A 20,603-nucleotide genomic window follows, 5' to 3' on the forward strand; every position below is an offset into this window, starting at 1 on the left:
AGTATTTTCTCCTTGGTTATTTTTTAACCATACCTTTTAATACGAACGCAACGTTTGCTGGACGCTCTGCTAGACGACGCATGAAGTAGCCATACCAGTCGTTTCCATAAGGTACGTAAACACGCATTTTGTAACCTTCTTTTACTAGCTCAAGTTGACGCTCATTACGAATACCATATAACATCTGGAATTCAAATTGGTCTCTTGGAATGTTGTGTTCTTCGGCAAGTTTTTTCGTATATTCAATAATCGCTTCGTCATGTGAAGCAATTGCAGTATAATTTCCATTTAATAAGTGCATTTTAATAATTTTTTTATAGTTATCATCTACATCTTTCTTATCCGGGAACGCTACCTCTTCAGGTTCTTTATAAGCTCCTTTTACAAGACGTAAATTAGGACTATAAGCATTTAATTCTTCCATATCTTTTTCTGTACGATATAGGTAAGCTTGAATAACTGTACCAATATTATCGTACTCAGATTTTAACTGTTTAAAGATATCAATTGTCTTTCCGCAGCGTGTATAGTCTTCCATATCAATGGTAACGAACACACCATTTTCTTTTGCAGCTTCCAAAATACGGCGCATATTGTTCATTACGATTTCATCAGAGATATCTAATCCCATAGAAGTCATTTTTAAAGAAAGTTGCGAATCAAGACCTTCTCTTCCAATAGCACGGATCGCTTCAATCGATTGGTTAGCCATTTCATTTGCTTCCGCTTCATTATCAACGAATTCCCCTAAATAATCGATTGTTACACAAAGTCCTTGCTTGTTCAATTGTTTAATAGCTGCTGTCGCTAATTCAATCGTCTCCCCTGCGACAAAGCGACCTGCACCAAAGCGTAAACCGTACTTTTTAGCCAGTTTTGTTAGCGCTTTATTTTTAGATAAGAAAAGAAACGAATTTCGCATTAATTGTTCCATGTAATTCACCCCTATGACTTAATTTATCTGTTTTTTACCCCTCTTCAAAATTATATCATTGTTTAAAATTATTGGATACAAATAATTATTTAGATAATTTATAAAATACTATAAAAACATTTAAAACCCTATATTCTCGCTTATAAATATGCCTGAAATATTTTTCGACATTTAGAAAAATGGAGTTTACTAGGCACAAAATAAGCATGTCGAAAATATTCGACATGCCTATAAAACCCTTTATATTCCATGTAAATTATATAAGGATATTAATACAGAAGACTTGAGATTATATTTGCCTCAAGTTTTTTTATTGCTCATTTTTCTTCTCTTCATTCAGCCTTTTAATATCTGTAATTAACTGTACCATCTCTTCTTTCGCATCAGGATATGTTTCATTCCAATGCTTCACTAAAGCCGGCATCGTCTTCGCTATGTAAGAATACAGTGCCCACTTCTGCACCTGTTCTTTTCTCTCTTCATTGCTCTCTCCAAGTAATAGTTCCGTGTATTTCTCTAACAACCCGTCAAATTGTTCGTTAAACTTTTCACTCATCTTATCTACCTCCTATATGAAAAAAGCAGCGAAGATCGCTGCTTTTCTTTATAATTTTGATCGAACAGAGTTTAATTTCTTCTCCATTGTGCTTACTTTATCACGACGATCATCGATACGAATTGTTGTCGCAACGCGCTGCACACCTTTCGCATATGGAACTTCATGCATTTGTTGAATTACTTCTAGAATGACAGGAAGATCTCCTTCAATAATTGTATTCATTGGTGTTAATTGATACTTCACGCGATCTGCATTTTTCTCTAGCACCTTTTGTACTTCTGCTACATATTCACTCACACTTGGATTACCTGTTCCTACTGGAATAATCGATACGTCAACAATTGCCATAGTAGTCTTCCTCCTATAATTGCTTCTTATATATCCATTGTCTATTTTACCGAAATACTCATCATTTTACTAATTTGTTATTCCTCTATTTTAAACTGCTCAACTAATCTTTCTAAGTCTCTCATATGCTCGGTCAAACTTTCCATCGTATGAGCTACCTTTTCTAGATGATTCACTTGTGATTCAGTTGCAGCATTTACTTCTTCCGAAACAGCTGCGCTTTCTTGACTCGTACCAGCAATTGTATGCATGACCGCTGTAATTTCTCCTTGCTCGTAACCGATGTTGTGTACCTCTTCTACAATTTGTTCCACTGAAGTACTAATCGTATTTACAACTGACATAATTGTGCGGAATTCCGTTTCTGCCTCTGTCGTAACTTTATTTTGTATATCCGCAATGTCTTTCAATTTGCTTACAACTTCTACTACTCTTCTTACCTCTACTTGTACTTCACCGATCATCGTCGCAATTTCTACTGTTGCATCCTTTGATTGTTCCGCTAATTTCCTAACTTCTTCCGCAACAACAGCGAAGCCTTTACCTTGTTCCCCCGCACGTGCCGCCTCGATTGAAGCATTTAAAGCAAGTAAATTCGTTTGATCCGAAATGCCTTTTATAAGCTCTACAACATTCTGAATCGATCCAACCCTTTGCTCTAACTTTCCGGATGCTTCCTCTGTATGAACAACAATCGAAGAGGATTGGCTCCTCGTACGAACTAAATTGCGCATCGTATTTAATCCTTGCTTAGATGCCTCTTCAGCTTTGCCAGCCACACCTTTTATTTCCCCAACAGAGTTATTCATTTGTTCCACTGACTGTGCCATATTCTCGAGCTGCTCTGAAACTTCATCGACACTATTAGCAAGAGTAGACGCTCCTCCGCTTACATCATCCATTGCACCTGACACTTCTTTACTAGCTGCTACAGTTTCATTCGTTAAATAATGTAGATTATTCGTTGATTGTTGCACGGTTGATACACTATTTTTAATTTTGCTTACCATTTCATTCATTTGCTCAACCATATGATTAAAATGGTTCGTCAGTTCTCCAACCTCATCCTTACTTGTCACTTTCATTTGCAACGTTAAATCACCTTCTGCTACTTTTTGAACGTGATTCGTTAATAGTTGCAGCGGTCTTGCTAATCTTCTTGAGAACAAGTATGAAGCTGCAATTCCAACTAATAAGCTAATACATGCCATTATAATGACTGTATTTCTCGTACTATGTAATAACCCATCAATTGTTTCTTTCGGATAAAAAATTCCTATCTTCCATTTCATCAAATCAAATGACTGACTATATGCAACTACATCTTCACCTTTTAATGTAGTGACAGCATATTTTGTTACATCTTTATTTAAACTCTTCACAAGTTGCTCTTTCGAAACATCTTTCCCGACTTTCTCTGGGTAAACAAGAGCCATATTTTTATCATTTATAATAAACATTTCTCCGCCGTTATTGTATTGAATATTATGAAGTAATTTCTGGATTGTTCCGAGCGATACATCCATCGCCACAACACCTAATACAGATCCATCTTGAGCTGTAATGGCTTTAGAAACTCCTACACTTAATTTACCTGTTGCAATCTCATACATAGGTTGTCCCCAGTGAACCTTTTTCACCTCAGCTTCTGAGTCTTTATACCAAGGTCTTGTCGTTGGGTCATATCCTTCTGGCACTTGTCCACCTTCAGCAAGATTGGCACTTAATGTTTTTTTATCTTTCGTACCAATATATAAGTCTAAAATGCCAGGATGATTCTTTTTATACTCCGAAAACTCTTTCGTCAAAAATGCTTCCTCTTCTGGAGTAACTCCATCTTGAAGCATATTACGAACCATCTCACTGTTCGCATAATACCCCATATCTTCATCCGTTCTTTGAACAAATGTCGTAAGTTGCTCTGTCACAAGATCCATCGTATTTTGAGAATACTGGTCTAAGGAGCGCACTTCCTTCTCTTTCTGTAATTGATACATAGCTGTACCTAATATTACAAACATCATAGAAATAAGTACCGAAAATACTACCGCAATTTTTAAACGTAAACTTCTCAACATCTTCCCCCAAGCATCCCTTTCTCGTTGTATTGTAATCGTATTAATCACTATATTAAGTATAATGGATAAAATTAAAAAATTGAAACTAATTCTCACCTCAATCTGAGTAGAAAACCTACTACCACTTGTGCAAAAACAAATAGTTCATTATCCTTAAAATATAATCTCATTCGTTCGGAGGGAACTATGTTACAAAAATTCGGTTTCTCACAATATGAAAGCCAAGCTTATGAAGTTGTCGTATCGAGCAACGAACCATTAGATGCTACAACGATCGTGAAGCATTCTGGTGTTCCAAAAGCAAAAATATATGAAGTGCTAGCACGACTGATCGATAAAGGGATGGTAATGGATTCTGTTTCAGAAAAGAAAAAGCTGTATACAGCATTACCACTCAAGCTAGCAATTGAAAAATTAACGACAGAATTTCAATCAAATATTAAAGAATTGGAAACGAATATATCAAAAAAATCCTTTACAGATGACCGTGTGTGGAGCTTAAAAATGCAATCTTCTATTCGAGTTCAAAGTAAAGAACTCATCGAAGGTGCAAAAAAGTCCATTCTTATTTCAGCTTGGAATGATACTCTTTCTGAATACCTTCCTTTATTAGAAGAAAAGGCAAAACAAGGCGTCCAAATTGAGTCTCTTATAGTTGGAGAAGTAGAAACGAATTTAGAAAACATGCATTTTCTAATTCCAGCTGAAGAACCTAACGCATTAGAGCGCTATTTACTACTCATCGTTGACGACCGCGAAATTTTATTTGCTGGTGTAGAGCAAGAGTCATGGCAAGCAATGAAAACAATGTCACAACCTTTCGTAAAGTTCTTTACAGAATTTTTCTATCATGACGTTGCACTTGCGAAAATTACTCAGAAACACCATGATCTCTTTATGGAAGATGAGGAAATTAAGAGTTTGTTGATGAAGTTGAGATACTAAAAAAACGCCTCTATTACAAGGCGTTTTTTTCTACATTTCTTTTCTATTTTTCATCTTTAACACATAAGCTCCTGCAATAATAAAACCAAGTCCTAAAACGAATAAAACCGTAAATTCATTGCCAACGCCGCCAGTAGCTGGCAAACGCACTTCATTATGAGTATTAGGTTGTTGCATCGGCTTCACATCAGCGGAAGGTTTCACTTCTCCATTCGGTGTTGGCTTATTTGGCTTAGAAGGAAGCGATGCCTTTTCTTCTTTCTTATTTTTCACAATATGTTTAATAATTTCTCCATCCTCTTTTATTTCAAATGCGAATGTCTCTTCATTTATTACATATCCATTTGGTGCTATTGTTTCTTTATACGTGTACTTTCCGTATGGTAGTTTGAATTTCGCTATACCTTTTTCATCCGTTTTCCCTTTTACTACCTCTTTTCCTTGCTCGTTGTAGATTGTAAACTCTGCATTTGGTAATTTTGTATTCCCATCCGCTACATCTACTTTCGTTATTTCTAACTCACCTTCTACCTTCTTATCTTGAACGATATGTTTAATAATTTCTCCATTCTCTTTTATTTCAAATGCGAACGTCTCTTCATTTATTACATATCCATTTGGTGCTATTGTTTCTTTATACGTGTACTTTCCGTATGGTAGTTTAAATTTCGCTACACCTTTTTCATCCGTTTTTCCTTTTACTACTTCTTTTCCTTGTTCATTGTAGATTGTAAATTCTGCGTTCGGCAGTTTCGTATTTCCATCCGCTACATCTACTTTCGTTATTTCTAATTCACCTTCTACTTTCTTATCTTGAACGATATGTTTAATAATTTCGCCATTCTCTTTTATTTCAAATGTGAATGTCTCTTCATTTATTACATATCCATTCGGCGCTATTGTTTCTTTATACGTGTATTTTCCGTATGGTAATTTGAATTTCGCTATACCTTTTTCATCTGTTTTCCCTTTTACTACTTCTTTTCCTTGTTCGTTGTAGATTGTAAATTCTGCATTCGGTAATTTTGTATTCCCATCCGCTATATCTACTTTCGTTATTTCTAATTCACCTTTTACATTTTCATTTTTCAACTCTAATACAGCAGTTTCACCAGTTTTCACTTCAATTTTTTTAACACTTCCGTCTAACACATATCCAGCTGGCGCTTGAATTTCTTTGACGCTATATATACCGATTGGAAGATTCCCTAACTCCGCAATCCCCTTATCATTAGTCGTAACATTTTGTTTAAAGTTTTCATTAGAAACTTCAAACACAGCCCCTTTTAATAATTCCTTTTTTTCTCCTAATTTCATAATCTTTAAAGAGCCTACTGATTCCCAATTTACAACTAAATCTGTACTGATTTTCTCACTATTTCTTTGTAACAATACCGTTGTATTTTGAACTTTTTCTGATCCTTTAAAAGCTATTGCTTGTAAATTTGTTAAAGTAGACTTCACTTTCATTTTAAAATTACCACTACTCGTATCTTTCGGGATTAATATTTTAAATTTTTCGTTAATTGATAATGTACTTTTTTCTTCTCCATTTTCATTTACAATTCGAAGCCCTTTAGGAGCATTTTCAGGAAGAATTGTATAAGAGCCAGAAACCGCATTTGTTTGCACTGCATAAAATCCTGTTTCTAAATAATTACCTTTTTGTGTAGCAGTTTGTGGATCTACAGGATTAACTTTAAAAAATATATCTTGTGATCCAGTTTCTTTTTTTGAAGCTTCTACTAAACGCTTCATAAGATTATGTACTTGTTCATTTTTTGGAACTAAATCTTCTTCCGTTAATTCATTTGCTGCAATCCATACCGCTAATTGTGTAGCATAATGCGCCTCTTCTACTGTCGCTACCCCTAATTCAGATGGGCTTTTTTGAGGATACCCATTTAATAAAACACGATATACGGCATCAGATGTTTTCCCCATCTCAGGCAAATCATCTCCATTTGGAGAACGCAAATCAGGCGTTAAACAATACGCAATACTACCCGAAGCCGTTTTAATTATTTCTGTCTTTATTTCACGCTGTTTCGAATTACTATAGCTCCAATCCATCTTATATGTTTCTCTGTTCATTACTTCTGCCTTTACTTGTGGCATTGCAATTCCTAATAAAATAATAAGAGCACTTAAAAAACTAAACCATTTTCCTACCATCTTTCGTTTCATTCTCTCCACCACCATATATAAATTTCTACATGAAGCAATCTTACTGTTTCATTGTACTTATAGTAAAAAAAAGAGAATAGGTGGTTTTTTTGTAGTATCTTGTCGAATTGTTGAGAAAGTTCCAAAGTAATAAGCAACTTTAAAATTGTTTGTTCTCATGCTGCTATTGACAAATGAATATTACATATTTTTAATTTTCAAACATAATAAAAAAGCACTTTATAAGTGCCTTCATAACTTACGAGAAACAAATTTTAAACGAATATATATTACTTATCTTTTTCCTTTATCTCCGTCAACAGCTCAATCATTTTCTCATTTTGCTCCACTTGTTTCTCTGAATTTTGATAAATGAAACGAACCCATCTAAGTGCAAGAACAACAAGGAACAACGGAAGCATTGAAATTAGAAAGCCAATAATCGAAAAATTCGTATACATATGCATCACCTCGCTACATACAAATTCTCCACTTCCCTACCAAAACCTGCAATTTTTTACAAATAAAAAAGAACCTATCAAACGATAGATTCTTCTTTTGCAAACTGAGCAGAACGTCCTCTCGTAATCGAGAAAATTGCACAAAGCAGCGCTAATATAATAAAGCCGCCACCTACCCAAGCATTATATATAACAGATGATTTTTCAATAACAACTCCGCCTACTGTTGAACCGAGCGCAATCCCTAAGTGAAGCGCAGAGTTATTTAAACTTTGCTGAATACCAGCTGATTCTGGTGCAATTTCAATTAAATAATTTTGTTGTGCTGGTGAAATAGCCCAGCTAAGCATACTCCAAATTCCCATCATAATAATGAACAGCGGGAATGAAAATGTCATCATTGGCAATAGGAAGATCGCACACGCAAATACGATAATAATTGAGATAATACTTTTCTTCGATCCCCATTTATCCGCAAGCCAGCCACCGAAGCCACCACCAATTACTGCTGCGATCCCGAAAATGAAGTAAAATACACTAATCCAATTTGCCTCAACATGCATCACATCTTTTAAAAATGGTGTTAGATATGCATATAGTGTTAAATGACCCGTTAAAAATAAGAATGACGTTAACTGTGCACTGACAATTTTTTTATCTTTTAACGTAGCGATTTGCTCTCTTATCGATAGTACTGATGTTGGTGGCACTTTCGTTAAGAATAATGAAATACATGCGATTGCCATTACTGTTAAGATCGAAATGAGTACAAATGGTGCACGCCATCCATATGCATTTCCAAGTACAAGGCCAAGCGGTACTCCAAGTACAAGTGAACCACTAATCCCCATGAAGATGATTCCAATTGCACGCGCACGAAAATGTGGTTCTACAACGCTAGAAGCAAGTGTTACTGACAGTGCAATAATAAGCGAACCACTCGCCGCACAAATAACCCTTGAGAACATTAACATCCCATAATTGACACTAACTGCTGAAATAATATTTCCGATTAAGAAAATTGATAATGCTCCAATGTATAATTTTTTTCTTTCGAACTTTCCAGTTACCGCTAATAAAAACGGACCCGACAAAGCAAATACTACTGAAAATATTGTTATAAGCTGACCAGCCGCACTAATAGATACTCCTAAATCATTGGCAACTAAATCAAGCGTTCCTCCTATAATTAGCTCAACCGTTCCGACTACGAAAGCCGCGATAGCTAAAATATAAACACGAAAATTCAAGTCTTTCCCCACGCTTTCTATTTTGGTTACTACTACTATAGTAACCAAAATAGAAATTGAAAACAAGTACAATTTTTTTACAGTAAAAAAGGTAGGCGTATTATAGCCTACCCTTCAATCATGATACTTCAGTTTTGTTCTTCTTATTTAAATACCAATATACTGGAAGCCCAGTAAAAACAATTCCAATTGATAAGAAACAACTTATCGGATCATTGATAATTGCACTACCGATTACAAAGAGTGAACCGAGAATCGCAACGATTGGTACGATTGGGAATAACGGTACACTGTATGCACGCTCTTTATTCTTATTACGTTTTCTTAAAATGAAGACACCAATAAACGTCATTACATAGAAAATATAAATAATGAATACGGAAATCTCAGATAGCTTATTCGGATCACTAATAATCATTAAAATAATTCCTAAAATGATTTCAACAGTAATTGCATTTGCTGGTGTTTTAAATCTTGGGCTTTCCTTTGCAATAAACTTAGCAAATGGAAGTTGTCCACGTTCTGCCATCGACATGGGGATACGTGGGAACGTTAAAATTTTTCCATTTAAACAACCGAAAATAGACACGATAATACCGATACTAATAATTTTCCCACCATATTCACCAAGTAGCATGCCCGCAGCTGTCGCTGTTGCATTTTCTCCAAGGCCCACAATTTCCACTGCTGGTAATACATTTAATAATGCCAAATTAATTAATACGTAAGCAGCTGTTACAATTAAAATCCCAACTGTCATTGCTTTCGGTAATAACTTTGTTGGATTCTTCATTTCTCCGCCAATTGACGCAAGTAGAATCCAGCCGTCATAAGCAAATAACGTTGCTAAAATTGCCATCCCGATACTTTGATTTTCTGATATCGGCACAACTACGTTAAAGATATCGCTATTTCCTTTCCAAAAACCTAGCACAACAATTAATACAATTGGAATCATTTTCCCGATTGTCGTGATTGTTTGGACAATACCTCCATATTTTGTTCCCATACTATTTACAACGCCAAGGAACACAACTGTTCCAATTGCGATTGGTAAATTCCATACTTTATCTAAATAGAAAAAATTAATCATTAAAGAACTAAAGTATAACCCTAATGTTCCAATAATAGCTGGACCATAAACAATCGTTTGCATCCAGCCTGATAAATATCCCCAAAAGCTTCCGTAAATCTCCTCTAAATACGTATACAACCCACCATTTTTCGGGATTTGTGCTCCAATTTCAGCTACTGTTAAACCGCTTGCTAGCGTCAACAGACCACCAATTACCCAAGCAAGAATCGCCATATTAGAACTCCCCGAGTAATCTAATACGCTCCCTGGTTTCATAAATACACCAGACCCAATAATCGTTCCTACTACGATAGAAAGTGCTACCGTTAAACCAATTTTGTTCTTCTCATCATGATGCATGCTGCGTATCCTCCTTCCAATCCTAGTGTGATGCAAAAATGAAATAAAAAAACACTCCTCCCTAAAAAAGGGACGAGTGTTATATTCGTGGTTCCACCCTTGTTTCAATTCGTCAAGTAACACACTTCACCAATTTCTCAAGTCTAAATAACGGTTTTTGCCGGCAAGCAATTACTAGATGTTCGTTCACTGCTGCAGTTCAGAGGTGGTAATCCATTTTTTCGTATTAGGAAGCTCACAGCCAAAGGCTTCCCTCTCTGAGAATCGTAAAAAATTGATCGTGTCCTCATCATCACTTCTTGATGTCGAATTTTGTAGTTATTGTTCATTATATTGAATTGTTAGAAAAAATCAATATATTTTTATATAACATACGAAATTTTTCTCTTCTTATATTATAACAGAATTTACGACACTTCTCTAATTTCCTAGTATCTTTGGAACAGTGTAGCGGTAAAAAATTATATCAGCAGCTTTTCAAATATATCGATTTACCAACAAAAAACGACAATAAGTAAGAGGAGACTTTCTAAAAGAAAGTCTCCCCACATACATACCTTTCGGTTGCCCACACGAAAGATACGACTTCATTTAATTATTTCTCATCTTTTTTCATAAAAAATTTGTTGTGCGGCAAATCAACATTCAATGCTTCTAATTGTTTCTTTTCATTATCTAAAATCGCTTGTGCTTTTGTTTTTGTTGCCTCATCTAATCCCGCAAAGATGTCTTCATGCTTCTCTTTCTCTGGAAGTTTCACACCTAGTTTTGTTAATTCTTCTTTTGCTTGCTTATGTGTTAATTCCCCTGACTTTTCCTGTTTAAAAATAGACTTTGCTTTTTCCTTTGTTGCTTCATCTAGGTTAGCAAGTATGTCTTTATGCTTACCCTTCTCTGGCATTTTCACGCCTAACTTCGTTAATTCCTCTTTTGCTTGTTCACGTGTTAATTTACCGGACTTTTCCTGTTCAAAAATAGACTTTGCTTTTTCCTTTGTTGCTTCAGCTAAGTTAGCAAGTATGTCTTTATGCTTACCCTTCTCTGGCATTTTCACGCCTAACTTCGTTAATTCCTCTTGCGCTTGTTCACGTGTTAATTTACCGGACTTTTCCTGTTCAAAAATAGACTTTGCTTTTTCCTTTGTTGCTTCAGCTAAGTTAGCAAGTATGTCTTTATGCTTACCCTTCTCTGGCATTTTCACGCCTAACTTCGTTAATTCCTCTTGCGCTTGTTCACGTGTTAATTTACCGGATTTCTCTTGCTCTAAAATTGATTTCGCTTTTTCTTTCGTTTGATCATCTAATTCCGCAAACATATCTTTACGTTTTTCTTTCTCTGGAAGCTTTACACCTAGCTCCTCTAACTGTTTCTTTGTATCGTCCATAATCGTTTTTACTTTTTGTTTTGTAGCGTCATCTAAATCTTTTTTCGCCGTTTTTGTCGCTTGCTCAGCTGCTGGAGTATTCGTTGCCGCGAATGCCGGAATACCGACTCCTCCAATGATTCCGAATGATAAAGCACCTGCAATCGCTAAATACCCAACTGTTTTCTTCTTCATAGGAAATTTCCTCCTTCATAGTTCTAAAGCATGTACACTCTCGTATACAATGCCTATAGTAATGTCGGTTTCTTAAAATTTCCTTAACGACTTAACAAAAAAACACCGCTCGTGATGAGCGGCGTTGTTCTATGCTTTTTGTAATTGTAATTCTTCACGTTCCATTATTCTTCTTAATACAATTGTTTGTGTCATTGTAAATAAGTTACCTGTTATCCAGTACAACACAAGTCCTGACGGCGCCGCAAATCCCATAAATAAAATCATTGCTGGCATCATAATTTGCTGCATTTTCAGCATCTGTACTTGTTCTCCAGGTGTAATATTAGATTGGAAAACTTTCATCTGAATAAATGTCGTTAATGCTGCGATAATCGGTAATATATGATAAGGATCTGCATGTCCTAAGTTCACCCATAAAAACGAAGATGTGCGAATCTCTTCTGTTCGGCTAATCGCATAATACAAAGCAGAGAAAATCGGCATTTGTATTAATAGTGGCCAGCAACCAGCAAGTGGATTCCAACCGCCTGATTTCATTAGTTCTGACATTTCTTTTTGATACTGCTTTTGTTTTTCAAGATCTTTACTTACATCACCGTATTTTTTCTTTAGCTTCTGCAATTCAGGTTGCATTTTTTTCATTTTCGCTTGGCTACGATATTGCGAAACAGCTAATGGAATCATTGCTGAACGAATAACGAGCGTCATAATAATGATAGCAATCCCGAAGCTAGCTCCCGGTATATGATGAGCAACAAATTGAATCATAAACGAGATTGGATATACGAAATAATGATCCCAAATTCCCGTACTATGTGCATCAATTGGGGCTGCATTACTGCAACCAGATAAAACAAAAACAAGTAATAATGATAAACTAACGAGCACAGCTCGGTATGATTTTAACATGTTCATTCCTCCAATGTTTCGTAATTATTTAGCGAAACATTGGTGTATACGGACCGACCTCGTCATTCTCTTCACTTGATTCTTGTCTGCGTACAGAACGAATCATTCCATATTTATAAAAAATCGAAAATAGCGGTACATTCCCCGCACTATCTTCACATGTATCAACTAACGCAAAAGCTCTTTGTCTACCGCTCGATGCTTGCTGACGCACAAAGCGAGAAACGTTAGCAAGGAAGAAAACTTCTAATAAACAAAGTGCTGTCGTTACAAACGATATATATATAATTGCATCCTGCAATAAAAATTCCATCGCTTCACATCCTTAATAAGGTCATTTTAGCACATTCGGCAAACATTCTCTATTTCCTTTTATCGTCAAAAAAAGTATTTTGCATATTTTCTCAAGAAAACGATAATTAAGAAACATTGTATTCGCTTTCTTTAGTATATTCACACACATCAATGAATAGGCTTGATTTGTTAGAAATTTATAAAATTTTTGCATTATAATAAAACTATTGCCAGTTTTTGAAAAAACCTTTATTCTCTTCTTGTAATCAAAAATGAATATGGAGATGAAACATACTATGGGTCAACTAGGAGACGCCGATTACGTTCCCGACACCGCCTTTTTATCCTTCCCAGCAGCTAAAACATTTCACTTAGAATTTATCATACAGTTGGTTGTTATTTTCGTAGCTTCTATTTTGTATGCAATTTCTATGAATATGTTCTTTATCCCGCATAACATGATTAGCGGTGGATTCGCTGGAGTAGGGATGATTATCGGTTATTTAATGCACTACAATATCGGTGCACTTATCTTTTTACTAAACATTCCTCTTCTTATTTTAAGTCACTTTTACTTAGGCAAGAAGACAACCTTTTTAACAGCGTACTTTGTAGCTGTATCATCGTTAGCGATGAACATTATCCCTGTACACCAAGTCTCAGACGATATTTTACTATCTTCTGTATTCGGTGGTGTAATCTGCGGAGCAGCTTCAGGAATCATATTCCGATTTGCTTCTTCAACAGGTGGATTTGATGTTGTTGGATTAATTGTAGCGAAATATCGCGACGTTTCAATTGGAGCAATCATATTCGGATTTAACTTGATCTTACTTGTTGTAGCAGGATTTATTTTCGGATGGGATATTACACTTTATACGTTAATTAGTCGATTTGTAGTCAGCAAAGTGATCGATGCTGTGCATACGAAACATATTAAATTAACGATAATGACAATTACAGAAAAAGGCGAGGAAATAAAAAGCGCCCTACTACATCACGGCATACGTGGCGTGACAATGGTAGATGCTGTCGGCGGCTATACAAACCATAAGAAAAAAATGATTTACACTGTCGTGACTCGCTATGAGTTAGGCGAAATGAAACGTATTATCCGTCAAGTGGATAACAAAGCATTTATGAACATTACTGAAACAGTTGAAATTGTCGGCCGTTTCAAACGCATATAAAAAAGCTTAATACATGAAAGGGCATAACATATTAGTTATATATAATATGTTATGCCCTTTGTTATTCAACTAACGCACCCTTTAGCATAATAAAATTACTACGTTTATTATTACAAATCAGAGGATAGCATTCCATATACGATACTATCTGTCCATTCATCTTTATTCCAAAAATCTTGTATGAAATGGGCTTCCTTTCTCATGCCTATTCGTTCACACAATTTTTTTGAAGCTGTATTACGTGCATCAAGATTAGCTTGTATACGATGTACATTACATTCATTAAATAATTTAAATACCAAACTCCTTACTGCTTCTGTTGCCAAACCTCTCCCAGCTACTTCACTTGAAAAACTATAACCAATCTCAACAGTGTCTTTCATATTTGTGTACCATACGGATAAATCACCAACTACTTTAGTCTTGTATATAACTGCCAAACTTAATATTGATTCTTTAGTAAGTACATTGTTTGCTAGCTTCTTACTAAATCTCTCCTGCATGTCTTCATGAGTCCACTTATTATGTAATAGAAACTTACACGTATCATCATTATTATAAATAGTAAATACATCCTGTAAATCAGTCCTCTTAAAAGGTCTAATTATTAATCTTTCTGTTGTGATCTCCAAGTTAGCTCTCCTCTCTTTCATTCATACTACAAAACATTTTTATAGTATTTAAGTCCCCTTCTTATATCCCACCTTGATTACATATTTCATCATAGTAAATGAAAATCCTTCTTCCACTAAACTGCGCCGTTAATGGTATTTCTTTGCGATTTTTATTTTTTACACTTATTACAAAATCAGATAATTCTATTATTATGCCTCTAAATGTGTTATAATGAAAACAGACTCACAAAAAAAGAGTATATAGACTTGGAAGTTTCTCTTATTTTACAAGCAAAAAGAAACGAGCAGTCGGGTATATTTCAGACACCATACACGTAACGGTTTAAAAAACCGATCACTCTTCAATGATCTTTTTTATAAAAAGATACGTACAACTAAAACTCACTTCAATATACTATACCTACCTTTTTGACTTCCAAATCATCTTATTACATAAGGAGATGAACATATGAATCAATATATACGATATACAATAGCTGTCCTGTTTGCTATTATCGGCGGAACAATCTGCTTCTGGACAAACACTCAGCTTGGAGAGAATATCATTTTTAATGGAATCGAAACACTTGTAAGCGCTTCAATTTTAGGCGGATACATTTTCTTCCTCTTCAATCCAGAAGAAAATGCGCAAAAAACAATGTTATTAACAATGATCGGAATCGTTGGCGGATGTATTTCCTACTCAATGACTAACTATACATTACCACTTCAATTAAGCTCAGCTTTCTTCCATGGTCTATGGACTTGGTTCATTGCATTCTGCTTAGCAGACGTATTCAACCTATTACAAGACAATGAGGAAGATAGCGGTCGCCAAATTGAAAGTAACTCGTAAGCTGGAAGATATTCTTCCAGCTTTTTTATGTTGTTTTGTATACTTCGTCACCACAATAAAAAGAAGCTACCCTCACGGCAACTTCTTTTCTACATATCTCCACACGGAATCCGAAACGAAACATGTGCCCCACCTCGCACCTTGCTATTCTCTACCTGAATTTTACCACCATGCTTCTCAACAATTTTCTTAGCAATATATAAACCGAGTCCAAAATGTTCCTTGCTTCCTGAGCGTGACTGATCTCCTTGATAAAAACGTTGTAATACTTTTTTCAAATCTCCTTCTTGGAAACCAGGTCCCGAATCAAATACATGAAATTCTATTGTGTCGTGCCAAGTACATACTTTAACGAGCACCTTCCCTGACACCGGGGTAAATCGAACTGCATTCATTACGATATTATCCATTACTTGACTAATTCGCTCTTGGTCAAATACTGAACTCTGTACATCCTCATTATTTTCAAAGGTGACGTCCCACTCAATTTCTTTTTTCCTGGCTATGCATTCATATTCCTCTAGTTTTTTAAGAAAGAATGGGTTTATATGTACTTTATTTAAACGTAATTGAAACGAGAAACTTTCTAACTCATTTACTGTTTGGAACTCTTCAAGAAGTTTTGTCATTCTGTTTGTATTTCGTTCAATCGTTTGTAAATACCGATGTAACAAGTCCTCATTTTTCCATAAGCCACTTTGCAAACCTTCTGTATGACCTTGTACAATCGTTAATGGCGTTTTCAAATCATGAGAAATAGCTCTAATGTACTCTCGTCTCTCTTCTTCTAATTCCCATTGTCGTGACAAGCTAGTAGCTAATGCTGCACGCATATTTTCAAACGAACCGACTAATTCACCAATTTCATTTTTCGTATTGTATTCTAAATGAAAATTTAGATCCTTCTCTTGAATTCTTTTTGAAGCCTCTGACAATTCAGCGAGTGGTTTCTTTATTCTTTTTCCCATTCGGTTTGAGACGATGTAGGATAAAATGGTAATGTATATAAAGGGTGAAGCTAAAAATAAGATTACAAAAAAGGAATCGACTGCCGAAGCAGTAGATATTGTCAAATGATAATTAAACCCTATCGCTCCTTGTAAATCTCCATTCCTATCTACTAAAGGCAAATACGTCGTAACTTCATTATTATCTTCTTCTCCATAAATATTCGTATTAATAACACTCAAAATAGTTCTCTCATTTGTTATTAATTTTGTTTGATATGTACCATAAGAAATATCTCCTTGCCTATTAACAATTTGATATTGGATTCCCTCTTTAGGGACTATTTTCTCTAATTCACTTCGCTCTTTCTCATTTAACAATAGCGCGCCTTTATCTTTTACGTATTCTTTGATCACAGGAATTTTCTGCTCATAATAATTTGCAGGAAATACTTTCCCATTCTTCGTTAGCCAATACCAACCAATACCAGCTGTTAACACCGTCAGTATTAAACTACTAATTAAAACTATTAAGAAGCCAATTACTAGCTGTTGTTTAATCCGTAACCTTTGCATCAATTTTGTACACTCCACTTATACCCAATTCCCCACACCGTTTGAATATATGTATACTCTCTATCATATACACTAAGTTTTGTTCTAATTTTCTTTATATGCTCAACTACAGTAGAAACATCACTTTCGCTATCATATCCCCAAATCTTTTCAAACAGCTGCTCTTTCGTCAAAACTTGGCCGGCATGAAGTGCTAACATTTTCACTACTTCATACTCCTTTTTTGTAAAGTGAATTTTTTCTTTTCCAGCCATTATTTCATAGTTTTGTAAGTCTATTAATATACTTCCATAGCGTAGAAATTCCTTTTGATCCATCATGCTTAAATTTGTTGTCCGGCGCAAATTGGCAATAATTCTCGCTTTCAACTCTTTTAAACTAAAGGGCTTACTAATATAATCGTCTCCACCAATCAATAGCCCTTCTATACGAGATCGTTCACTACTATCGGCACTTAAAAATAAGATTGGACATGCATAAGACTCTCTAATCTTCTCGCACACTTTAAATCCATTTATATCTGGCAACATAACATCTAATATAATGAGATCCACACTACTATCTAATTTTTTCAAAGCCTCTTCCCCGTTTAATGCGCTTCTTACTTCATATCCTTCCATGACAAGACTATCTTCAATAAATGTAAGAATATCCAGTTCATCGTCTACAAGTAGTATTTTGTCCGTCACGGTAAGCCCCTCCTAATTAAATACATCTTTTTTACACCAACTAAACATAGCCGCTATTGCACATCCTCCTAAAATTGTACCATTTATTAGGTAGAATGTTACTTTCCCCTCACTTAATATTCTTAGAATCGATTCACTTCCAATTACAAAATAACTTATTTCTTCACTCACATACAAACAAGCTACTAGTAAACCTACTATCACAAAATATGTAATAATAGCGTTTTGAAACCAAAGACTTACAAAGCTACTTAACATGATTAAAGCACTTGCGATAAACCATAATATTAAATAATATTTTACAGTGTATATAATAGAGGCACCCGTTCCATAAATAACTTGTTTATCCAAAAAGAATGTCTCCTCTGCGTGCCTTATAAAAAATGTTCCATATATATAACTCTCTATACATGCTATTAACAAAAATAAGCTTACGATACTCATTTGAGTAATCCATTTTGCCAATAATAATTCCCACCTGCCTACTGGACGGATCATGATAAGACGATATGCGCCAGATGAAATTTCACTATTAAAACTATCAATAAATAAGATCGGAAAAATTAATAAGTATAACGTAAAATACCATTCTTTTGTAACTGCGACAGGGAAGTTCAAATTACTTAAGATTGCTTCCGTCCCCTTTGCATCGTAAATAGCAACTCCAAAAGTATGCACCCATACACTGTGCAAAATAAGTAGCAGTCCAAAAATAACAATTAATACTTTCGTCTTCTTTCTATCAAACATCCGTTCAAATTCACTTATAAGTATTTGTTTCATTCTTCACACCTCACACAAAATTATCTTTTTTTCCTATCCAGTAAACTGTTACAGCATTACAAACAACAGTGTATATAAGTAAAATTACAGATCCAAAAAGTATCATCCATGAACTACCAGATAAAGATATAGCAATTCCTTCATGTTGCAGTTTAATTAAAGAAGAATAATTAATATAAAGAAAAGCCGGTGATTTTCTTATCAGTAACGCCATCGCTGGGTATCCAAAAGAAAATATAATGAATCCCATACCAAGAAGGGTTGCACTTGTTGTCGATTTACTTATAACCGACAGCATGATTAATATGCTAGCCATCGATATTAAAGTAAGATAAGCAATTCCGTAATAAGAAATACAGTATAAGAAAACACCAAGTGCATTCATTTTTTCTGTATGATAAAACAACAAAATGTTCGGTTCATGCTCAAAAAAAATATAACCGATACAATAACTACAAATAAAATAGGCACCTATAAATAACAAACTTACTGTTAATATCGTAATTATTTTTGCAATAAGAACTTCCGAATACGTGTATGATCTTTGGATTACCATCCGAATTTGACCACTATGATACTCTTGAGCAAATACAAGGACAATCAAAACAAGTAAAACAAGGTTACATATACTCATAAGCATTTCAGATAATGCAAGCACTGGGAATGAATTCGCATATGTATAATCAACTGCTACTCTTTCTACTTCTTGATTATGTTTCAAATAGTACTTCGCAGCCCCAAATAACATCACTGGTATTATCAAAAAACAAAGCCATGTCACTTTCTTCGCCCACAGCCGCTCCCATTCCGAGCGTACTAACATCATCATGAGCTCATCATCTCCACGAAAATATCTTCTAATTCTTTATTCCTGCCTTGTAACTCTTCCGTTGTTCCCCGCCATATTAATGATCCTTCACGAATCATGACCCATGAATCACACATAAGCTCCAATTCACGAATTAAATGACTAGAAATGAAAAAAGTTATTCCCTTCTCACGCTGTAAATCGAGTACAATTTTACGAAGTTGCTTAATTCCAACTGGATCTAATCCATTAGACGGTTCATCCAAAATAATAAAATCTGGATCCCCAAGCAAGGCCTGTGCAATCCCTAAACGCTGCTTCATACCTAACGAATAGGTACCAACTTTATCGTCAGCACGATTTTCTAAACCCACGATTTCTAATACTTGCTGCACTTTATTTTCAAGAACTTCTCCACCAGTACGTAACGTAATCCTACCTAGATTCTGCAAATTTTTTCGTCCTGACATATAAGGAAAGAAAATTGGTGCTTCTACAATTGCCCCGACATGCTGAAGAGCCTCTTTTCGATTTTTTTGTACGCTAATTCCATTAATGAAAATTTCCCCTTCATTTGGTCGAATTAACCCCATAATTGTTCGAATAAGGGTTGTCTTCCCTGAACCATTTGGCCCAACAAAACCACAAATTTCATTTTTATAAACAGAAAAAGACATGTGGCTTAACAACGTTCTTCCCTTCACTCTTTTCGTCACATCTCTTACTTCTAAAACCGATTTCTTCATTCCTATCGCCTCCTTACTATAAGAATAGAAGGTAAAAATAAACAATTTATAAACAAATAAAAAGAAGCTACCCTCACGGCAACTTCTTTTCCACATACCCCACTTAGTATTCACTAAAATATATCAACGATTTTTCAAATATATCGACGATTTCTCCACTTATATCAGCGATTTTTTCATTATATCGACGATTCGACATAGGATATCGACTTACCGACATCCTTCGACATTCAAAGCGTACAACATACCCTATCCCCCAAGCAATTTACTGCCGAACTCTACGATTAAAAAGATAACTAATAGGATCGCGAGTATCTTTAATGCTACATATGCTACTTTAAAAACAGCATAAATGAGCAAGATTATTAAAATAATCGTTAAGATTTCCATCTAGAATTCCTCCAAGCTTTGCTCTTCTTATCTTATTTTACTCGCCCCAGACTTTTTATGGAAC

21 protein-coding genes and 1 other annotated feature are annotated in these 20,603 nt (G+C 35.1%); of the genes, 3 read left to right on the plus strand and 18 right to left on the minus strand.

Going from position 1 to position 20,603, the window contains the following annotated elements; all coding sequences use genetic code 11:
* Positions 1 to 16: 16 nt before the first annotated feature.
* From AAG068_RS25125 to AAG068_RS25140, 4 genes are all read right to left on the minus strand, one after another.
* Positions 17 to 934 carry a proline dehydrogenase family protein gene (locus AAG068_RS25125; RefSeq protein ID WP_048528283.1) on the minus strand — a complete coding sequence of 306 codons (918 nt, stop codon included), beginning with the start codon at positions 932 to 934 and terminating at the stop codon, positions 17 to 19.
* Between the two features lie 310 nt (positions 935 to 1,244).
* Positions 1,245 to 1,490 carry a YusU family protein gene (locus tag AAG068_RS25130; protein WP_342716221.1) on the minus strand — a complete coding sequence of 82 codons (246 nt, stop codon included), beginning with the start codon at positions 1,488 to 1,490 and terminating at the stop codon, positions 1,245 to 1,247.
* Positions 1,491 to 1,538: 48 nt separating this feature from the next.
* Positions 1,539 to 1,841, minus strand: coding sequence for an MTH1187 family thiamine-binding protein (locus tag AAG068_RS25135; RefSeq protein ID WP_342716222.1), 303 nt, complete (start codon positions 1,839 to 1,841; stop codon positions 1,539 to 1,541).
* Positions 1,842 to 1,918: 77 nt separating this feature from the next.
* Entirely contained in the window at positions 1,919 to 3,919 is a 2,001-nt protein-coding gene (locus tag AAG068_RS25140; RefSeq protein WP_342716223.1) for a methyl-accepting chemotaxis protein, read from the minus strand.
* Between the two features lie 186 nt (positions 3,920 to 4,105).
* Between AAG068_RS25140 and AAG068_RS25145 the strand changes: the two genes are divergently transcribed.
* Entirely contained in the window at positions 4,106 to 4,864 is a 759-nt protein-coding gene (locus AAG068_RS25145; protein ID WP_342716224.1) for a TrmB family transcriptional regulator, read from the plus strand.
* Between the two features lie 30 nt (positions 4,865 to 4,894).
* Here AAG068_RS25145 and AAG068_RS25150 read toward each other — a convergent pair whose 3' ends face one another.
* The 7 genes from AAG068_RS25150 to AAG068_RS25180 all read right to left on the minus strand — a co-directional run bounded on the left by AAG068_RS25150 (position 4,895) and on the right by AAG068_RS25180 (position 12,959).
* Positions 4,895 to 7,051 carry a SpaA isopeptide-forming pilin-related protein gene (locus tag AAG068_RS25150; protein WP_342716225.1) on the minus strand — a complete coding sequence of 719 codons (2,157 nt, stop codon included), beginning with the start codon at positions 7,049 to 7,051 and terminating at the stop codon, positions 4,895 to 4,897.
* Positions 7,052 to 7,320: 269 nt separating this feature from the next.
* Positions 7,321 to 7,491 carry a hypothetical protein gene (locus tag AAG068_RS25155; RefSeq protein ID WP_342716226.1) on the minus strand — a complete coding sequence of 57 codons (171 nt, stop codon included), beginning with the start codon at positions 7,489 to 7,491 and terminating at the stop codon, positions 7,321 to 7,323.
* Positions 7,492 to 7,568: 77 nt separating this feature from the next.
* Positions 7,569 to 8,753, minus strand: a complete 1,185-nt coding sequence (locus AAG068_RS25160) for an MFS transporter (protein ID WP_342716227.1) — start codon at positions 8,751 to 8,753, stop codon at positions 7,569 to 7,571.
* A gap of 106 nt (positions 8,754 to 8,859) precedes the next feature.
* Positions 8,860 to 10,176: an APC family permease gene (locus AAG068_RS25165; protein ID WP_342716228.1), complete on the minus strand. Its 1,317-nt coding sequence runs from the start codon at positions 10,174 to 10,176 to the stop codon at positions 8,860 to 8,862.
* Between the two features lie 65 nt (positions 10,177 to 10,241).
* Positions 10,242 to 10,478 (minus strand) — a binding site (T-box leader).
* A 293-nt stretch (positions 10,479 to 10,771) separates the two neighbouring features.
* On the minus strand, positions 10,772 to 11,734 hold the full coding sequence (locus AAG068_RS25170) for a hypothetical protein (RefSeq protein WP_342716229.1): 963 nt from the start codon (positions 11,732 to 11,734) through the stop codon (positions 10,772 to 10,774).
* A gap of 129 nt (positions 11,735 to 11,863) precedes the next feature.
* Positions 11,864 to 12,646, minus strand: coding sequence for a membrane protein insertase YidC (gene yidC / locus AAG068_RS25175; RefSeq protein ID WP_000920532.1), 783 nt, complete (start codon positions 12,644 to 12,646; stop codon positions 11,864 to 11,866).
* Between the two features lie 28 nt (positions 12,647 to 12,674).
* A complete protein-coding gene (locus tag AAG068_RS25180) occupies positions 12,675 to 12,959 on the minus strand; it encodes a hypothetical protein (RefSeq protein WP_086412857.1) in 285 nt (94 codons plus the stop codon).
* A 277-nt stretch (positions 12,960 to 13,236) separates the two neighbouring features.
* Here AAG068_RS25180 and AAG068_RS25185 point away from each other — a divergent pair, with 277 nt between their 5' ends.
* The gene (locus AAG068_RS25185; protein WP_000530036.1) at positions 13,237 to 14,130 is read left to right on the plus strand and encodes a YitT family protein; all 894 of its coding nucleotides are present in this window, start codon (positions 13,237 to 13,239) and stop codon (positions 14,128 to 14,130) included.
* 110 nt (positions 14,131 to 14,240) lie between these two features.
* Here the strand turns inward: AAG068_RS25185 and AAG068_RS25190 are convergent, their stop codons facing one another.
* Positions 14,241 to 14,762, minus strand: a complete 522-nt coding sequence (locus AAG068_RS25190) for a GNAT family N-acetyltransferase (protein WP_342716230.1) — start codon at positions 14,760 to 14,762, stop codon at positions 14,241 to 14,243.
* A gap of 451 nt (positions 14,763 to 15,213) precedes the next feature.
* On the opposite strand from AAG068_RS25190, the gene AAG068_RS25195 reads away from it, so the two are divergent.
* Positions 15,214 to 15,600 (plus strand): DUF3938 domain-containing protein, encoded by a 387-nt coding sequence (locus AAG068_RS25195; protein WP_048528260.1) that lies wholly within the window; start codon positions 15,214 to 15,216, stop codon positions 15,598 to 15,600.
* 89 nt (positions 15,601 to 15,689) lie between these two features.
* Here the strand turns inward: AAG068_RS25195 and AAG068_RS25200 are convergent, their stop codons facing one another.
* From AAG068_RS25200 to AAG068_RS25225, 6 genes are all read right to left on the minus strand, one after another.
* Entirely contained in the window at positions 15,690 to 17,123 is a 1,434-nt protein-coding gene (locus AAG068_RS25200) for a sensor histidine kinase (RefSeq protein ID WP_342719811.1), read from the minus strand.
* Positions 17,123 to 17,812 carry a response regulator transcription factor gene (locus AAG068_RS25205; protein ID WP_342716231.1) on the minus strand — a complete coding sequence of 230 codons (690 nt, stop codon included), beginning with the start codon at positions 17,810 to 17,812 and terminating at the stop codon, positions 17,123 to 17,125. Before AAG068_RS25205 ends, AAG068_RS25200 begins: the two co-directional genes overlap by 1 nt.
* 12 nt (positions 17,813 to 17,824) lie before the next feature.
* On the minus strand, positions 17,825 to 18,595 hold the full coding sequence (locus tag AAG068_RS25210; RefSeq protein ID WP_342716232.1) for an ABC transporter permease: 771 nt from the start codon (positions 18,593 to 18,595) through the stop codon (positions 17,825 to 17,827).
* Between the two features lie 10 nt (positions 18,596 to 18,605).
* Complete coding sequence (locus tag AAG068_RS25215) at positions 18,606 to 19,424, minus strand: ABC transporter permease subunit (protein ID WP_342716233.1); 819 nt, start codon at positions 19,422 to 19,424, stop codon at positions 18,606 to 18,608.
* Positions 19,421 to 20,149 carry an ABC transporter ATP-binding protein gene (locus AAG068_RS25220; protein ID WP_342716234.1) on the minus strand — a complete coding sequence of 243 codons (729 nt, stop codon included), beginning with the start codon at positions 20,147 to 20,149 and terminating at the stop codon, positions 19,421 to 19,423. The genes AAG068_RS25215 and AAG068_RS25220 overlap by 4 nt, the downstream gene beginning before the upstream one ends.
* Positions 20,150 to 20,398: 249 nt before the next feature.
* Positions 20,399 to 20,539: a DUF3985 family protein gene (locus AAG068_RS25225; protein ID WP_098671115.1), complete on the minus strand. Its 141-nt coding sequence runs from the start codon at positions 20,537 to 20,539 to the stop codon at positions 20,399 to 20,401.
* Between the last annotated feature and the right edge of the window lie 64 nt (positions 20,540 to 20,603).

This window comes from Bacillus paramycoides (genome assembly GCF_038971285.1).
Taxonomy (GTDB): domain Bacteria; phylum Bacillota; class Bacilli; order Bacillales; family Bacillaceae_G; genus Bacillus_A.

What these genes read in the sequence shown, in the direction of transcription:
- AAG068_RS25170 (WP_342716229.1), bottom strand. Translation starts at nt 11,734, where the DNA reads ATGAAGAAGAAAACAGTTGGGTATTTAGCGATTGCAGGTGCTTTATCA.
- AAG068_RS25130 (WP_342716221.1), bottom strand. Translation starts at nt 1,490, where the DNA reads ATGAGTGAAAAGTTTAACGAACAATTTGACGGGTTGTTAGAGAAATAC.
- AAG068_RS25210 (WP_342716232.1), bottom strand. Translation starts at nt 18,595, where the DNA reads ATGAAACAAATACTTATAAGTGAATTTGAACGGATGTTTGATAGAAAG.
- yidC (WP_000920532.1), bottom strand. Translation starts at nt 12,646, where the DNA reads ATGTTAAAATCATACCGAGCTGTGCTCGTTAGTTTATCATTATTACTT.
- AAG068_RS25135 (WP_342716222.1), bottom strand. Translation starts at nt 1,841, where the DNA reads ATGGCAATTGTTGACGTATCGATTATTCCAGTAGGAACAGGTAATCCA.
- AAG068_RS25220 (WP_342716234.1), bottom strand. Translation starts at nt 20,149, where the DNA reads ATGAAGAAATCGGTTTTAGAAGTAAGAGATGTGACGAAAAGAGTGAAG.
- AAG068_RS25185 (WP_000530036.1), top strand. Translation starts at nt 13,237, where the DNA reads ATGGGTCAACTAGGAGACGCCGATTACGTTCCCGACACCGCCTTTTTA.
- AAG068_RS25200 (WP_342719811.1), bottom strand. Translation starts at nt 17,123, where the DNA reads ATGCAAAGGTTACGGATTAAACAACAGCTAGTAATTGGCTTCTTAATA.
- AAG068_RS25180 (WP_086412857.1), bottom strand. Translation starts at nt 12,959, where the DNA reads ATGGAATTTTTATTGCAGGATGCAATTATATATATATCGTTTGTAACG.
- AAG068_RS25155 (WP_342716226.1), bottom strand. Translation starts at nt 7,491, where the DNA reads ATGTATACGAATTTTTCGATTATTGGCTTTCTAATTTCAATGCTTCCG.
- AAG068_RS25125 (WP_048528283.1), bottom strand. Translation starts at nt 934, where the DNA reads ATGGAACAATTAATGCGAAATTCGTTTCTTTTCTTATCTAAAAATAAA.
- AAG068_RS25225 (WP_098671115.1), bottom strand. Translation starts at nt 20,539, where the DNA reads ATGGAAATCTTAACGATTATTTTAATAATCTTGCTCATTTATGCTGTT.
- AAG068_RS25195 (WP_048528260.1), top strand. Translation starts at nt 15,214, where the DNA reads ATGAATCAATATATACGATATACAATAGCTGTCCTGTTTGCTATTATC.
- AAG068_RS25165 (WP_342716228.1), bottom strand. Translation starts at nt 10,176, where the DNA reads ATGCATCATGATGAGAAGAACAAAATTGGTTTAACGGTAGCACTTTCT.
- AAG068_RS25215 (WP_342716233.1), bottom strand. Translation starts at nt 19,424, where the DNA reads ATGATGATGTTAGTACGCTCGGAATGGGAGCGGCTGTGGGCGAAGAAA.
- AAG068_RS25145 (WP_342716224.1), top strand. Translation starts at nt 4,106, where the DNA reads ATGTTACAAAAATTCGGTTTCTCACAATATGAAAGCCAAGCTTATGAA.
- AAG068_RS25140 (WP_342716223.1), bottom strand. Translation starts at nt 3,919, where the DNA reads ATGTTGAGAAGTTTACGTTTAAAAATTGCGGTAGTATTTTCGGTACTT.
- AAG068_RS25150 (WP_342716225.1), bottom strand. Translation starts at nt 7,051, where the DNA reads ATGAAACGAAAGATGGTAGGAAAATGGTTTAGTTTTTTAAGTGCTCTT.